Raw genomic sequence first — 16,776 nt, 5'->3', positions numbered from 1 at the left:
TCATCACCAGAAGTGACAATGAATTTCTAAGCGTATTACAGGCTTGATGCCTGAAAACTGAATCCGAAACGAATTTGCATTCTAAGTATAGGATAAGCCCTCGACCGATTAGTATTGGTCAGCTCCATGCATTGCTGCACTTCCACCTCCAACCTATCTACCTCGTCGTCTTCAAGGGGTCTTACTAATTGGGAAATCTCATCTTGAGGGGGGCTTCACGCTTAGATGCTTTCAGCGCTTATCCCGTCCGTACGTAGCTACCCAGCCATGCTCCTGGCGGAACAACTGGTGCACCAGCGGTACGTCCATCCCGGTCCTCTCGTACTAAGGACAGCTCCTCTCAAATTTCCTGCGCCCACGACAGATAGGGACCGAACTGTCTCACGACGTTCTGAACCCAGCTCGCGTACCGCTTTAATGGGCGAACAGCCCAACCCTTGGGACCTACTTCAGCCCCAGGATGCGATGAGCCGACATCGAGGTGCCAAACCTCCCCGTCGATGTGGACTCTTGGGGGAGATAAGCCTGTTATCCCCAGGGTAGCTTTTATCCGTTGAGCGATGGCCCTTCCATGCGGTACCACCGGATCACTAAGTCCGACTTTCGTCCCTGCTCGACTTGTAGGTCTCGCAGTCAAGCTCCCTTATGCCTTTGCACTCTGCGAATGATTTCCAACCATTCTGAGGGAACCTTGGAACGCCTCCGTTACTCTTTAGGAGGCGACCGCCCCAGTCAAACTGCCCGCCTGACACGGTCCCCGTACCCGGTAAGGGTACTAGGTTAGAACCTAGATACGATCAGGGTGGTATCCCAACGGCGCCTCCACCGAAGCTTGCGCTCCGATTTCTACGGCTCCCACCTATCCTGTACAGATCGTACCCAAATTCAATATCAAGCTGCAGTAAAGCTCCATGGGGTCTTTCCGTCTTGTCGCGGGTAACCTGCATCTTCACAGGTATTAAAATTTCACCGGATCTCTCGTTGAGACAGCGCCCAAGTCGTTACGCCATTCGTGCGGGTCAGAATTTACCTGACAAGGAATTTCGCTACCTTAGGACCGTTATAGTTACGGCCGCCGTTTACTGGGGCTTCGGTTCATAGCTTCGGGTTACCCCTAACCACTCCCCTTAACCTTCCAGCACCGGGCAGGCGTCAGCCCGTATACTTCGCCTTGCGGCTTCGCACAGACCTGTGTTTTTGCTAAACAGTCGCTTGGGCCTTTTCACTGCGGCCCCCTCGTGCTATTCACACTACCGGGGCACCCCTTCTCCCGAAGTTACGGGGTCATTTTGCCGAGTTCCTTAACGAGAGTTCTTCCGCGCGCCTTAGAATTCTCTTCTCGCCTACCTGTGTCGGTTTGCGGTACGGGCACCTTCTCCTGGCTAGAGGCTTTTCTTGGCAGTGTGAGATCATGACCTTCGCTACTATAATTTTCGCTCCCCATCACAGCCCAGCCTTAATGATGTGCGGATTTGCCTACACATCAGCCTCACTGCTTAGACGGACATCCATCAGTCCGCGTCACTACCCTCCTGCGTCACCCCATCGCTCATAGCGGATTACGGTGGTACAGTAATTTCAAACTGTTGTCCTTCGACTACGCCTTTCGGCCTCGCCTTAGGTCCCGACTTACCCTGAGCGGACGAGCCTTCCTCAGGAAACCTTGGGCTTTCGGCGGATCAGATTCTCACTGATCTTTTCGTTACTCATACCGGCATTCTCACTTGTGTAGTGTCCAGCGCTCTTTTCAGTACACCTTCAACCCCTACACAACGCTCCCCTACCCCAGATACATACGTATCTAGCCATAGCTTCGGTGGTGTGTTTAGCCCCGTTACATTTTCGGCGCAGAGTCACTCGACCAGTGAGCTATTACGCACTCTTTCAATGGTGGCTGCTTCTAAGCCAACATCCTGGTTGTCTGTGCAACTCCACATCCTTTCCCACTTAACACACACTTGGGGACCTTAGCTGATGGTCTGGGCTGTTTCCCTTTTGACAATGGATCTTAGCACTCACTGTCTGACTCCCGGCAATAAGTATATGGCATTCGGAGTTTGACTGAGCTTGGTAATCCTTGCGGACCCCGCACCCAATCAGTGCTCTACCTCCACTACTCTTATACCGAGGCTAGCCCTAAAGCTATTTCGGGGAGAACCAGCTATCTCCGAGTTCGATTGGAATTTCTCCGCTACCCCCACCTCATCCCCGCACTTTTCAACGTACGTGGGTTCGGGCCTCCAGTGCGTGTTACCGCACCTTCACCCTGGACAGGGGTAGATCACACGGTTTCGGGTCTACGTCCACATACTCAATCGCCCTATTCAGACTCGCTTTCGCTGCGGCTCCACCTTCTCGGCTTAACCTTGCATGTTAAACGTAACTCGCCGGTTCATTCTACAAAAGGCACGCCATCACCCATAGATCGGGCTCTGACTTTTTGTAAGCACACGGTTTCAGGTTCTATTTCACTCCCCTTCCGGGGTGCTTTTCACCTTTCCCTCACGGTACTGTTTCACTATCGGTCGCCAGGTAGTATTTAGCCTTAGCAGATGGTCCTGCTGGATTCATACGGGGTTTCACGTGCCCCGCACTACTCGGGATCCGTCTCGGAGAGAACACAGTTTAGGTTACAGGGCTTTTACCTCTATCGCGGGCCTTTCCAGACCTCTTCACCTACCATATTCCTTTGTAACTCCATGTGAGACGTCCCACAACCCCAAGAGGCAAGCCCCTTGGTTTAGGCTGTTCCGCGTTCGCTCGCCGCTACTGACGGAATCACTATTGTTTTCTCTTCCTCAGGGTACTTAGATGTTTCAGTTCCCCTGGTCTGCCTCTACACACCCTATGTATTCAGGTATGAGTAACTGCGAATTACCACAGCTGGGTTTCCCCATTCGGACACCCCCGGATCAAAGCTTGCTTACAGCTCCCCGAGGCAGTTTCGTTGTTCGCCACGTCCTTCGTCGGCTCCTGGCGCCTAGGCATCCTCCGTGTGCTCTTATTAGCTTAACCTTGATTTTTCCGTCGGAAAATATCATACGATGATATTCTCTTTTGGAATCATCTCACTAATAACATTTACTTGTTTGCACAAGTTGCTAAAAGATGTTCTAAAACGCAAATTCGTTTCGGTATCCAGTTTTCAAGGATCAAGTCTTACTTGAGAGCTTAAACTCTCAAAACTGAGCAACGAGTGAGTAACAGGCCTAAACCTGAGTTTTGGAAGCTTAGCTTCCGATTTGAATGTCTTCATTGCAGAAGACGATTCTCCATAGAAAGGAGGTGATCCAGCCGCACCTTCCGATACGGCTACCTTGTTACGACTTCACCCCAATCATCTACCCCACCTTCGGCGGCTGGCTCCCTTGCGGGTTACCCCACCGACTTCGGGTGTTGTAAACTCTCGTGGTGTGACGGGCGGTGTGTACAAGACCCGGGAACGTATTCACCGCGGCATGCTGATCCGCGATTACTAGCAATTCCGACTTCATGCAGGCGAGTTGCAGCCTGCAATCCGAACTGAGACCGGCTTTGATGGGATTGGCTCCACCTCGCGGCTTCGCTTCCCGTTGTACCGGCCATTGTAGTACGTGTGTAGCCCAGGTCATAAGGGGCATGATGATTTGACGTCATCCCCACCTTCCTCCGGTTTGTCACCGGCAGTCACTCTAGAGTGCCCAGCATTACCTGCTGGCAACTAAAGTTAAGGGTTGCGCTCGTTGCGGGACTTAACCCAACATCTCACGACACGAGCTGACGACAACCATGCACCACCTGTCTCCTCTGTCCCGAAGGCCGCCACTATCTCTAGTGGATTCAGAGGGATGTCAAGACCTGGTAAGGTTCTTCGCGTTGCTTCGAATTAAACCACATACTCCACTGCTTGTGCGGGTCCCCGTCAATTCCTTTGAGTTTCAGTCTTGCGACCGTACTCCCCAGGCGGAGTGCTTACTGTGTTAACTTCGGCACCAAGGGTATCGAAACCCCTAACACCTAGCACTCATCGTTTACGGCGTGGACTACCAGGGTATCTAATCCTGTTTGCTCCCCACGCTTTCGCGCCTCAGCGTCAGTTACAGCCCAGAAAGTCGCCTTCGCCACTGGTGTTCCTCCACATATCTACGCATTTCACCGCTACACGTGGAATTCCACTTTCCTCTTCTGTACTCAAGCCACCCAGTTTCCAGTGCGACCTCAGGTTGAGCCCAAGGTTTAAACACCAGACTTAAATAGCCGCCTGCGCGCGCTTTACGCCCAATAATTCCGGACAACGCTTGCCCCCTACGTATTACCGCGGCTGCTGGCACGTAGTTAGCCGGGGCTTTCTTCTCAGGTACCGTCACTCCGGTAGCAGTTACTCTACCGGACGTTCTTCCCTGGCAACAGAGCTTTACGATCCGAAAACCTTCATCACTCACGCGGCGTTGCTCCGTCAGGCTTTCGCCCATTGCGGAAGATTCCCTACTGCTGCCTCCCGTAGGAGTCTGGGCCGTGTCTCAGTCCCAGTGTGGCCGTTCACCCTCTCAGGTCGGCTACGCATCGTCGCCTTGGTGGGCCGTTACCCCACCAACTAGCTAATGCGCCGCAGGCCCATCCCTCAGTGACAGATTGCTCCGTCTTTCATTCTTCTCTCAGGAGAAAAAAGAAATTATCCGGTATTAGCTACCGTTTCCGGTAGTTATCCCAGTCTGAAGGGCAGGTTGCCTACGTGTTACTCACCCGTCCGCCGCTAAGTTACTTTGAAAGCAAGCTTTCAAAGTAACTCCGCTCGACTTGCATGTATTAGGCACGCCGCCAGCGTTCGTCCTGAGCCAGGATCAAACTCTCCAATTAGTATTGAAAAGAGCGATATGCTCATTTTGAAACATCTGACGAGAAAATTAATTCTCTAATTTTGGATTTCACTTACGTGATTTCCTACTCACTCGTTGTTCAGTTTTCAAAGATCAAGTTCTCGTTGGCGCCGTTTAATGTCTCAGCAGCAACTCTTATACTATATCATGTTCGGCTATTTAATGTCAAGCTCTTTTTTCAACTTCTTTTTCGAGCTCGGCATGTGTACTTCTTGGCCGGACTTAGAATATATCATGTATAGAGATTCATTGCAAGTCTTTTTTTGAAATATAATAGATAAATGAGAGACTGTGCTGCCATAAGCCTCAATACTGCGATATATAATGGCTAGCACAGCCTTATTCCCTTGTAACTACCCCCTAAGCAATGATCTCTTGAATATACAATTCACGTTCCAACATCAAGTTAACTATCGTATCTTCAATTTTAACCATCGGACGTGTAGGGTTTGCGCGATCAGTGAAGATAATCTCCCCATGACGGCCATCACTTAATTTGATTCTAGTGCCATTAAAGAGATCAGTGCTCTTCTGTATAAACGTCTGCACAATCACTGGGTCAAGCTTACCGAAGCTTTCTGTCAGAATCTGCTCTAGTACCAAATAAGGAGACTGTGCTCTTCTGTAGGCTCTTTCTAAGGTCATTGCATGGAATATATCTGCTACTGCGACTACTTTAGCGTAGAAATGAATCTGACTGCCATCCAGCTTCAATGGATAACCAGAGCCATCAACCTTCTCATGATGCTGCAAGGCGGCAAGTCTTACCCCTTCATTAATCGCTGTAACATTGCGTAATAATTGATAACCATATGTAGTGTGTCGGCGAACCTCTTCTATTTCACTATTGTTAAGCGACTCCGGTTTCTGTAAAAGTGAGCTGTCTACTTTAGCATTGCCGATATCATGTAATAATCCCGCAAAAGCAATCTGCATCCAATCCTTTTGTGGGTACCCACACCACTGAGCGATTTTATAGGAGGTCAACGCGGACAACACAGCATTATGATAGTTGTAATCCTCATATTTTAAAGTACGCGGTGTAAACTTCAAGACATGATAATCCTTTAAATAACCTATTAGTGTCTCTAACTGACTGCGCAGCTCAAAAATAGGAAGTGAAGCTGCCGTTACCGATCGATAGCTGTTCTTAATAAGAGTGAGCAGTTTATCGTATTCATCATGTAGAGGAGAATTAGTCTTGGCCAACATCGATTCGTTGATAATGGCTCCAGCTTTAGGGGAAGCTTGCTTAGCTGTTGTTTTGGCTCCATCCGAACTCGCCTCACCTTGGTCACCTTCGATTTCCACTTGCCCAATCAAAAAAGCCTGTAAAATATCTAGATCACGAGGGAGCAATATTTTTCCCTTAGTGAATAAAGTCCCCCCTAAAGGTGTAATTACATCCTTTATTATCTTTGAGCCTGCTTTAACTTCTCCAACCAATATATTTGGCATATACTCAGCCCCTTAATTTCTATAAGCCGTACACCCAGCATTACCTCACATTGATAAGACAGATAATTTCTGAGAAATTAGTACTTTATAGGATTCTATTGGCTAATTATAGTACGGAAAAATGGAAGACACTAGTGCAGTGAAAACTATTCTTTCAAAATATTTATTTTATTTTATGAAGCATCGGTCATTCAAAAAGCAGCAAAAAGAGCAAGAACTTCTGGAATAGAAGCCCTTGCTCTTTTTTGAATTCAACCTATTCTAAGTCAGTGTCTTCGTCCTCAGTCAGAATCTCAGGCTGATCAATATCGCCAGATTCCTCGACTGTATCTTGCCCATCCAGGCCTTCTTGCCCTTCCAAGCCTTCCAGACCTTCCACTTCCTCAGATTCATCCTCTTCGTTCTTATCAGCTCTACACAGGGTAGCTACTGCGTCATCCTCGCGGATGTTAATCAGCTTAACCCCTTGAGCGTAACGGCCCATAGTAGAGATTCCATCCATGCTGGTACGAATCAGGGTACCGCTAGTCGTAATGATCATTAAGTCTTCATCCTTCTTAACGACCTTAAGACCCACTACAGGACCATTCTTATCGGTGAGATTAATGGTCTTGATCCCTTTACCACCACGAGTCTGGGAACGATAATCACCGGCTGGTGTCCGTTTACCATAACCCTTGGTAGTAACAATCAGAACCTCAAGCTCCTTATCGACACAGTCCATACCAATGACATGGTCATTACCGTCAAGCGTAATACCCTTAACGCCAGTCGCGCTACGTCCCATAGAACGCACATCATTCTCTGAGAACGTAATCGACATTCCGCGAGCTGTACCGATAATGAGATTTTGCTGTCCATCAGTCAGCTTAACCTCGATCAGGGAATCTTCTTCACGAAGATTAATAGCAATAAGACCGCCTTTACGGATGTTGTTATAATCCCCAAGAGGCGTCTTCTTCACGATACCCTCGCGGGTAGCAAAGAATAAATATTTGTCGCTATCGCCATCTTCCACTTGGATTACCGCACTAATCTTCTCACCTTGTTCGATTTGAATCAGGTTGATGATTGGCGTCCCCCGGGCTGTACGGCCCAATTCTGGGATCTCATAAGCTTTAATCCGGTATACTTTACCCTTATCGGTAAAGAACATCAGATAGTTATGAGAGTTACTCACGAAGAGATGCTCCACAAAATCCTGGTCCTTGGTGTCCATCCCCATGACTCCGCGACCTCCGCGCTTCTGACTGCGGTAGGTGCTGACAGGTAGACGTTTGATATATCCTGTATGTGTAATAGTGATAACAACCTCTTCACGTGGAATAAGGTCTTCATCCAGGATACTTTCTTCACCAACCGTAATCTCTGTCCGGCGTTCATCAGAATATCTATCACGGATATCCTGCAGCTCGTTGCTGATGATTTCCAGTACAAGATGCTCGTTAGCCAGAATTTCACGGTACTCTGCAATTTTAACGATCAATTCGTTATATTCATTCTCGATCTTTTCCCGTTCCAGACCGGTCAGACGTTGCATCCGCATATCGAGGATAGCCTGAGCCTGCTCTAAACTGAGGCTAAAGGTGCTCATTAATCCTTCGCGGGCTATATCAGTTGTCCGCGAAGCACGGATTAACGCAATCACTTCATCCAGATGATCAAGCGCAATGCGCAGACCTTCTAAGATATGAGCGCGTGCTTCAGCTTTTTTAAGATCAAATATAGTACGACGACGAATAACTTCAATTTGGTGCTGCAAATAATGATAAAGTACATCACGCAGATTAAGAATTTTCGGCTCGTTATTTACGATGGCAAGCATGTTAATCCCAAATGTGGATTGCATAGAAGTATGTTTATATAGATTGTTTAATACTACATTTGGATTAACATCGCGTCTCATCTCAACAACTACACGCATACCGTTACGGTCAGACTCATCTCGAAGATCCGTTATACCTTCGATCCGTTTCTCACGTACTAATTCTGCGATTTTTTCAACCAATCTTGCTTTGTTAACCTGGTATGGAAGCTCATGCACAATGATGCGAGCCTTGCCGTTGTTCTCTTCGATCGTTGCCTTCGCACGCATGGTTACTGAACCACGACCCGTACGATAAGCCTGACGAATGCCCTCACGACCCAAAATATATCCAGCCGTAGGGAAATCCGGACCTTGGATAAACTCCATCAATTCCATTGGCGTGATATCAGGATTCTTAATCATCGCCTGCACACCATCGATAACTTCACCAAGGTTATGCGGTGGAATATTAGTAGCCATACCTACAGCAATACCAGATACCCCATTTACGAGCAGATTCGGATAACGGGCTGGCAATACAACCGGCTCATTCTCTTCACCATCATAGTTGGGTGCGAAGTCAACTGTCTCTTTGTTCAAATCACGAAGCATTTCGCCTGCAATCTTGGAAAGACGGGCTTCTGTGTACCGCATCGCCGCGGCCATATCACCATCAATCGAACCAAAGTTCCCGTGACCGTCTACAAGCATATAGCGCATCGAGAAATCCTGAGCCATCCGTACCATTGTTTCATAGACAGCTGAGTCACCGTGAGGGTGGTACTTACCGATAACCTCACCGACGATTCTTGCAGATTTCTTATGAGGCTTATCCGCAGACATTCCAAGCTCCGACATCGCAAACAAAATGCGTCGGTGAACCGGCTTGAGTCCGTCCCGCACATCTGGCAAAGCCCGGCTAACAATGATGCTCATTGCGTAATCCATAAAGGATTCACGCATTTCCACGCCAATGTCCCGATCTTTGACTTGTGGGTTATTTTGTTCAGCCATGAGTTGCTGGACCTCCTTCAGTTAAAAAACCGCTACCCTTAATTATATTACTTTCACAAAAGTAGCACAATTAAACATGATAGCCTTTTATCTTCTAATATTGATTTCTTTTTGCGCTTATCAGGGTATTTGCCCTTTCCGCAAATATCTTTACTACATAGACTGTAAAGACAAGAAACACGGTTTTATTATCCTAATATCGTTCGATAAGGCATAACCCCATATCCTTATATTATACCATTGTTTAGGTAGCTTGTCCTGATTTTCAGCTGTCAAAGATTATGCTGCCACTGCATTTTTTACAACAAGGAACCCAAAGGACCTATTCCTGCACAAAACTCATAAGGAGGAAGATAATGAAGATTCAACGCGTCCCAAGCAAATGGGCTAAAACGAAAGTCATCCTTCAAAATCACTCTCTATTGCAATATGTGCCTGATACCCGTAAATTCGATGTCAATGCTCTTAAGGAAATGCTTGCGTTATATACAATGGTCTATATTAAGCCTGATCGGGGAAGTTATGGTATCGGTGTAATGAGAGCTGAGCAGCGTACTGTAACTCTTAGCACTAGCAAACAGAAAGCTGAACACGGTACCGACCTCGATAACGTTAATAAAGAAGAGCCAGAAGAACAGATCTTGTATATTTTAAGATATGGGAAGACTGCGGAAGTGTTTTTCTCACCAGAAGAGCTGTATGAGAACTTACAGAAACGAATTCAGAATCGGACCTATTTGATCCAAAAAGGAATTGACCTTCTGCGTCATCAAGACCGCCCTTTTGATCTTCGGGTTCTTACCCAAAAGACTCCATCAGGAGTATGGGAAACAACAGGAATGCTTGGAAGAGTAGCTGCCCCTCAAAAAATCGTCACCAATTATCACAGTGGAGGCAGTATCCTTTCCGTAAGTACTCTACTAAAAAACTATATGCCGCCCTCCCAAGTCCTAGTTACGATCAATCACTTAAAAGCTTTGGGTATACAAATTGCGACACAGCTTCAATCTGCCTATCCAGGAATCAAAGAGATTGGTCTGGATATTGCCATGGATCAACATCTGGATATGTGGCTGCTGGAAGTCAACACTCTTCCGTCCATTGCTGTATTCAAATTATTTCCTGATAAATCAATCTATCGTAAAATACATCGCTATGCCGTAGCCTATGGACGTGTAAAAGCAAGAAAATCCCCTTATTCGACCCGCAATAAACAATCTACAAGAGCCTAAAAAGAAGCTTGAAATCAAAGAACCTCCAGCGTTCTCATTCCGTTAGGAATAGAAGCCGGAGGTTGTATTAAATATTGTTTTTACACATCAAGGTATCTAACGTTCTTGGCATGCTCATGGATAAAGTCACGTCTTGGTTCAACATTGTCACCCATAAGTGTATCAAAAATACTATCTGCCAGCATCGCATCTTCAATCGTAACCTGGAGCATCATACGGGTCTCTGGGTCCATCGTTGTGTCCCAAAGTTGGGTTGCATTCATCTCTCCCAAACCTTTGTAACGTTGGACGTTAACCTTCGCATTTTCTCCAAAAGAAGCGATAATATCATCACGTTCCTTCTCGCTGCCTGCGTAGCGGATAACCTTATTGCGCTCAATCTTAAAGAGAGGAGGCTGTGCAATATAGATATAACCCGCGTCTACTAGCTTCCGCATGTAACGATAGAAGAACGTTAGTAATAGCGTTCTAATATGGGCTCCATCGACGTCGGCATCGGTCATAATAACGACTTTATGGTAGCGAGCCTTCGATAAGTCAAAGTCATCGCTGATCCCTGTGCCCAAAGCCGTAATGATGGCGCGAATCTCGGCGTTAGATAAAATACGGTCAAGCCGAGCTTTTTCAACGTTTAGGATCTTACCACGCAACGGTAGAATCGCTTGGAAATGGCGATCCCGGCCTTGCTTAGCCGATCCACCCGCTGAGTCACCTTCGACGATGTATAGTTCGCTGATCGAGGCATCCTTGGATGAACAGTCGGCGAGTTTACCAGGCAGAGCACTGACTTCAAGCGCACTCTTCCGACGGGTTAACTCACGTGCCTTACGGGCAGCTTCTCGTGCGCGTGAAGCGGAAAGTGATTTCTCAAGAACGCGACGTGATACTGCTGGGTTTTCTTCCAGGAACTCTTGTAATTTCTCTCCGAACAGTGATTCTACGATACCCCGCACTTCACTATTTCCGAGCTTAGTTTTCGTTTGACCTTCGAATTGTGGATCTGGAATTTTGACAGAAATAATGGCTGTCAATCCTTCACGCACGTCATCACCAGTCAGATTCGAATTGCTATCCTTCAGTACTCCCGCTTTACGAGCATAATCGTTGATGATACGGGTCAGCGCACTTTTAAAGCCGGATTCATGCGTTCCGCCCTCATGCGTATTAATATTATTCGCAAAAGAGTAGATGTTCTCAGTATACGAATCGTTATATTGGAGAGCCACTTCAACTTGGATCATATCGCGTGAGCCTTCCACGTAGATCGGATCCTCATGTAGTGCTTCTTTTTTCTCATTCAAATATTTCACATATTCAACGATACCACCCTCGTATTTGAACACGTTGGTGACATCCGTCCGCTCATCATGAAGCGAAAGCTCGATTCCTTTGTTAAGAAAAGCTAGCTCCCGAATACGAGTAAGCAGTGTCGAATATTCAAAAACTGTGGTTTCCGTAAATATTTCAGGATCCGGATGAAAGGTTGTAGTCGTTCCTGTCTCATCTGAATCGCCAACAATTTTGATATCATACTGCGGTGCACCGCGTCTATATTCCTGTTGGTAGATATGACCGTCACGTTTGACCTTAACAAGGACCTTTTCAGACAAGGCATTTACTACAGAGATACCCACACCATGCAAACCACCGGAAACTTTATATCCGCCACCGCCGAATTTACCGCCTGCATGCAGCACGGTCATTACGACTTCAAGCGTCGACTTCTTAAGCTTTACATTCTCACCTACAGGTATGCCACGTCCATTATCGATAACAGTGATCGCGTTATCCTCATGTATAATCACTTGAATCCGGTCACAATAACCTGCGAGTGCCTCATCGATACTATTATCGACGACCTCCCATACCAAGTGATGGAGACCTTTAGAACTAGTCGAACCAATATACATGCCCGGACGTTTCCGAACCGCTTCCAGCCCTTCCAGTACCTGAATCTGGCTCTCATCATATGTCGGTTGATTCATTGACATGCCTTCACCTACTTCTTTCTGATTATCTCTTTGTTACCAAATGCAAGTTATATTTCGAGCAAAATTTTGGCTCTTTTTTTAAGAGTGGAGGAGGAAATGGGGGAGTAATACACGATATTTTTAGTTACGACAATAGATTTCGCTTCCTCTTCGCCAATCCGCTCAAGCTTCTTATCCTGCTCAGAGTGAATAACGAATTGCTTAGATACCTTGGAAGATTTCTCAATCGAAATATCAAATATAGCAATTAACTCCGAAGACCTAATGATCTTCTCCCCGCCCAAATGAATATACATGATCGTCCTCCGCTCTTTTATAACTCAACTTTTCCATCATGAACATGAAATAGGCTGGCGCCCTTTAATTTATCGGCATTCAGACCCTCAATTCCGGTAGCGGTAATGAATGTCTGTACCTTGCTTTGAAAGGTTTCAATAAGCTGGGTCTGGCGGTAAGGATCAAGCTCGGATAAAACATCATCAAGAAGCAGCACAGGATATTCTCCGATTTCTTCATGGATCAGCTCGATTTCCGCCAGCTTAAGCGATAAAGCCGTGGTACGCTGCTGTCCTTGAGAACCGTAGACCTGAGCTTCCCTTCCGTTGATAAAAAAGGACAGGTCATCCCGATGGGGACCCGTCAGCGTCATGCCGCGCCTGATTTCTTGTTCTCTCGTTTGTGATAACTTTAACATAAAATTGTCTAATAAGACAGCTTCATCTTCCTCATCCCGATCGCCGAAAGAGGGGACATAGAGCAATTTCAGTTCTTCTCCGCCGTTCGTAATCCCCCGGTGAATGCTTTCAGCCCATATTTGCAGCTTCTTTATGAATTGTTTCCTTTTTTTGACGATTTTAACACCATGCTCTACAAGTTGAGCATCCCAGATTTCCAAAAGCTCTTTCCCTGCAGCCTCTTTTCCCCATAATTGCTTTAAGAGATTACCTCTTTGCAAGAGAATTTTTTGATACTGCTGTAGGTGAAATAGATAACTAGGCTGGACTTGGCCGATCTCCATATCAAGAAAACGCCGTCTGATACCAGGGGTCCCTTTTACAATCTCTAAATCTTCCGGTGCAAACATGACCACATTCAGAGATCCAACAAACTCACTAAGGCGCCGCTGCTCCAAGCCATTGATCTTGGCTTTTTTACCTTTGGCAGATAGGGTGAGCTCCAGCTTGAGATCGCCATACTTTCGTTCTACCTCGGCAACGATCTGAGCTGCATCTCCGGGGGCATCGAAGGAGATAAGTTCGCGGTCCTTAGAGGTACGGTGGCTTTTGGTCATCGCCAGGACGAACAATGCCTCCATGAGGTTTGTTTTGCCTTGGGCGTTCTGACCCAGAATCAGATTCACATCGCCCAGGCTCTCCAGACGCAGCAGCCCGTAATTCCGATAATGCTGCAGACCGATATTTTTAACAAACACGAAATGGTTCCTCCCCTAGCGTACTACTCTTTTACTCCTCCGCCTTCAACCTCAAAGGTCCCGTTATCCTGCACTTCAATTTTGTCACCCGGATAAAGTTTTCTGCCGCGCCGTTCCTCTACTTCTCCGTTGACCAATACGTGACCTTCCTGCAATAAAGCTTTGGCCATTCCACCTGTGGATACACAATCTGCGAGTTTCAGAAATTGGTCCAGCTTAATGTATCCACTGTGGATAAGTATTTTTTTCATGGTTTTTATCCTTTCAGCCACTTATCCACATGTTCATGAATGTTGGCATTAATTTGTTGTACGGTAAGGCAAAATGATATACAAGCTATTGGTTTGGTCAAGTGGTTTCAAAATGATCGGACTCATCATCCCTGTAAATGCAATAACGAGCTGCTCACTCTCTATGACCTTTAATACATCAAGCATATATTTCGAGTTGAAAGATATTTTGAGAGGTTCACCTTTGAAATCAATGACTTCAAGTTCCTCGCGAACTTTACCCAGCTCTGATGAGCTTGAAGAAATTTCAATACCGCCTTGATCAAGCGTCTGCATACGAACAATATTTGTTTTCTCTTCCCGGGACAGCAAATAAGCACGATCAATCGATTCGCTTAATTTTTTTGTATCTAAAGTTAGTTCTGTTTTGTAGGTTGTTGGAATAATTCTAGAAGTATCAGGATAAATCCCATCAAGGATCCGTGAATAAAACAGTACTTTGTCGATTTTGAAGAGAACTTGATTATCCGCAACGACAATATCAACCAGCATATTTTGGTCAGGGATAATTTTGCTGAGCTCATTAAGGGTTTTACCGGCAATAACAATATTTCCGAAATTGACATTTTCCGTGCCTTCAAGTTTAGCAGCTCTTGTTGCCAAGCGGTGACGGTCAGTCGCTGTAAACTTAAACTCATTGTCGCTCAGATTCCATAGTATACCCGTTAATATCGGAGTTGTCTCTTGGGTAGAAATAGAAAAGGCTGTTTGTTTAATCATATTTTTCAGCAAATCACCTGGTAGAGAGATCGTGTCATTCTCTTCAATGCTCGGCAACACTGGGAATTCTTCAGGGTCTAAACCTACCATCTGAATCTCAGTGGATCCGGAAGAAATGTACGTTTGGAATCCTTCTTTTACTTCCATGTGGATTTCTTTGGAGGGCAGCTTCTTAATAATCTCGACGAAAAATTTAGCGGGAAGAACAACACTTCCTGGCTGATCTATCTTCACGATGGTGTGGCTGTCATTCTCTGCTGGAATAAACGATTGAATAGAAATATCGGTATCACTTGCAGTTAATGTGACGCCTTGATGGCTAACTTCCAGTTTAATACCGGTCAAAATAGGGATTGTTGTTCTGCTGGATATAGCTTTGGATACGTGTTGAATGGATTCGTTGAGCTCATTTTTAAGAATGCTTATTTTCATGATTTCACTCCTAGCTGAAAAATTGGGAATTTCGATGGATTTGAGTCTGTTAATTACGCGTCTTTACATGATGAATTATTATAGTTATTTAATAGTATTAGTAGTAGGGGCGACGAATATGTGGATAACCCCACCAAACAGCATAAAATTAAGCCTACCCACATGTGTATAGATTGTGTATAGGCTCTTTGTTCCTCTTAGGAAGGATTTTTAATTTTCTCCGCAAGATTATTTACCACTTTGTACAACTCCTGATCGACCTTTAATGCCTGTGTAATTTTATCGTGCGCATGAATGACGGTCGTATGGTCACGTCCTCCGAAAGCCTCACCAATCTTAGGCAGTGAATAATCCGTTAGTTCACGGGATAGATACATTGCGATTTGACGTGGAAACGCTACGGCCTTGGTTCTTTTGCGTGCTTTGAAGTCTTCAAGGCGCAAATTGTAGTATTCTCCGACTTTTTGCTGAATATCAGCGATGGTGATCATCTTGGGACGACTGGAAGGAATAATATCCTTGAGCGCTTCAGCTGCCAAATGAGTGGTTACATCCTGGTTGGTAAGCGAAGAATAAGCAACTACCCGGATTAATGCACCCTCAAGCTCACGAATATTGGTGTCAATCTGGTTGGCAATATACATCATGGCCTCATTAGGGATATCAAGGTTCTCTGCCTTAGCCTTTTTGCGTAAAATCGCAATCCGGGTCTCCAGATCTGGTGGTTGAATATCCGTAATCAAGCCCCATTCGAACCGGGAACGCAGCCGTTCTTCCAGTGTGGGAATTTCCTTTGGTGGTCGGTCGCTGGAGATGATAATTTGCTTGCGTTCTTCGTGGAGCGCATTGAAAGTATGGAAAAACTCCTCCTGTGTAGACTCTTTTCCAGCGAGGAATTGAATGTCGTCGATAAGCAAAATGTCAACATTACGATACTTGTTACGGAAGCTTTCACCGCGGTTATCACGGATCGAATTGATAAATTCATTCGTGAATTTCTCAGACGAGATGTAAATTACCTTGTTATTTGGGTTATGTTCCAGGACATAGTGCCCAATTGCGTGCATCAAATGGGTTTTGCCCAGACCTACTCCACCGTATAAAAACAAGGGATTGTATGCTTTGGCTGGTGCTTCGGCCACTGCCAGTGAGGCTGCATGCGCAAAGCGGTTCCCAGAGCCGATTACAAAGGTGTCAAAAGTGTACTTTGGATTAAGCAGATGCGTTTGTGCTTCTTCTCTTGATACTACGGGAGTCGGAGCGGATTGCTGAACCACAAGCTCAGGCGGCTTGCTTTCTTCAATCACGAATTTTACATCCACTTGTTTCCCTGTGACTTCGTAGACGGTTGCTCCTACCAGTTTGGTGTAACGACTTTCCAGCCATTCTACAGCAAACGTTGTAGGTGCCGAGATAATGAGAACCTGGGAGTTGAAGGTTATCGCTTTAGTAGCCTTAAACCAGGTATCAAAGCTCGGCTTGCTTAATTTGGTTTGAATAATCGATAAAATTTGTTGCCATAATTCGGAAGTATGGCTGTCCAC

Annotated in this window: 9 protein-coding genes and 2 rRNA genes; 1 reads left to right on the top strand and 10 read right to left on the bottom strand. The window is 45.9% G+C overall.

Going from position 1 to position 16,776, the window contains the following annotated elements; all coding sequences use genetic code 11:
- Positions 1-88: 88 nt before the first annotated feature.
- The 4 genes from MKZ16_RS00055 to gyrA form a co-directional block, all read right to left on the bottom strand.
- A 23S ribosomal RNA gene (locus tag MKZ16_RS00055) occupies positions 89-3,015 on the bottom strand.
- 263 nt (positions 3,016-3,278) lie between these two features.
- Positions 3,279-4,836, bottom strand: a 16S ribosomal RNA gene (locus tag MKZ16_RS00050).
- Together the 16S and 23S rRNA genes form the textbook arrangement of a ribosomal RNA operon.
- Before the next feature lie 380 nt (positions 4,837-5,216).
- Positions 5,217-6,314, bottom strand: coding sequence for an HD-GYP domain-containing protein (locus MKZ16_RS00045; protein WP_038567989.1), 1,098 nt, complete (start codon positions 6,312-6,314; stop codon positions 5,217-5,219).
- Positions 6,315-6,570: 256 nt separating this feature from the next.
- Entirely contained in the window at positions 6,571-9,135 is a 2,565-nt protein-coding gene (gene gyrA / locus MKZ16_RS00040) for a DNA gyrase subunit A (protein ID WP_036677722.1), read from the bottom strand.
- A gap of 356 nt (positions 9,136-9,491) precedes the next feature.
- Here gyrA and MKZ16_RS00035 point away from each other — a divergent pair, with 356 nt between their 5' ends.
- Entirely contained in the window at positions 9,492-10,367 is an 876-nt protein-coding gene (locus tag MKZ16_RS00035; protein ID WP_052096700.1) for a YheC/YheD family protein, read from the top strand.
- 80 nt (positions 10,368-10,447) lie between these two features.
- Here the strand turns inward: MKZ16_RS00035 and gyrB are convergent, their stop codons facing one another.
- The 6 genes from gyrB to dnaA form a co-directional block, all read right to left on the bottom strand.
- The gene (gene gyrB, locus MKZ16_RS00030; RefSeq protein WP_036677726.1) at positions 10,448-12,358 is read right to left on the bottom strand and encodes a DNA topoisomerase (ATP-hydrolyzing) subunit B; all 1,911 of its coding nucleotides are present in this window, start codon (positions 12,356-12,358) and stop codon (positions 10,448-10,450) included.
- Positions 12,359-12,405: 47 nt separating this feature from the next.
- Positions 12,406-12,654: an extracellular matrix/biofilm biosynthesis regulator RemA family protein gene (locus tag MKZ16_RS00025; protein ID WP_036677731.1), complete on the bottom strand. Its 249-nt coding sequence runs from the start codon at positions 12,652-12,654 to the stop codon at positions 12,406-12,408.
- A gap of 17 nt (positions 12,655-12,671) precedes the next feature.
- Positions 12,672-13,790, bottom strand: coding sequence for a DNA replication/repair protein RecF (gene recF / locus MKZ16_RS00020; RefSeq protein ID WP_036677733.1), 1,119 nt, complete (start codon positions 13,788-13,790; stop codon positions 12,672-12,674).
- Between the two features lie 23 nt (positions 13,791-13,813).
- Positions 13,814-14,041 (bottom strand): S4 domain-containing protein YaaA, encoded by a 228-nt coding sequence (gene yaaA / locus MKZ16_RS00015; RefSeq protein ID WP_036677736.1) that lies wholly within the window; start codon positions 14,039-14,041, stop codon positions 13,814-13,816.
- A 48-nt stretch (positions 14,042-14,089) separates the two neighbouring features.
- Positions 14,090-15,232: a DNA polymerase III subunit beta gene (dnaN, locus tag MKZ16_RS00010; protein ID WP_036677739.1), complete on the bottom strand. Its 1,143-nt coding sequence runs from the start codon at positions 15,230-15,232 to the stop codon at positions 14,090-14,092.
- Positions 15,233-15,429: 197 nt separating this feature from the next.
- Complete coding sequence (gene dnaA, locus MKZ16_RS00005; protein ID WP_036677741.1) at positions 15,430-16,776, bottom strand: chromosomal replication initiator protein DnaA; 1,347 nt, start codon at positions 16,774-16,776, stop codon at positions 15,430-15,432.

It is taken from the genome of Paenibacillus sp. FSL R5-0928 (assembly GCF_037970385.1).
Taxonomy (GTDB): Bacteria; Bacillota; Bacilli; order Paenibacillales; family Paenibacillaceae; genus Paenibacillus_AQ; species Paenibacillus_AQ odorifer.
Note: the sequence above shows the minus strand (reverse complement) of the source record. Positions and strands in the feature narration are given on the sequence as shown.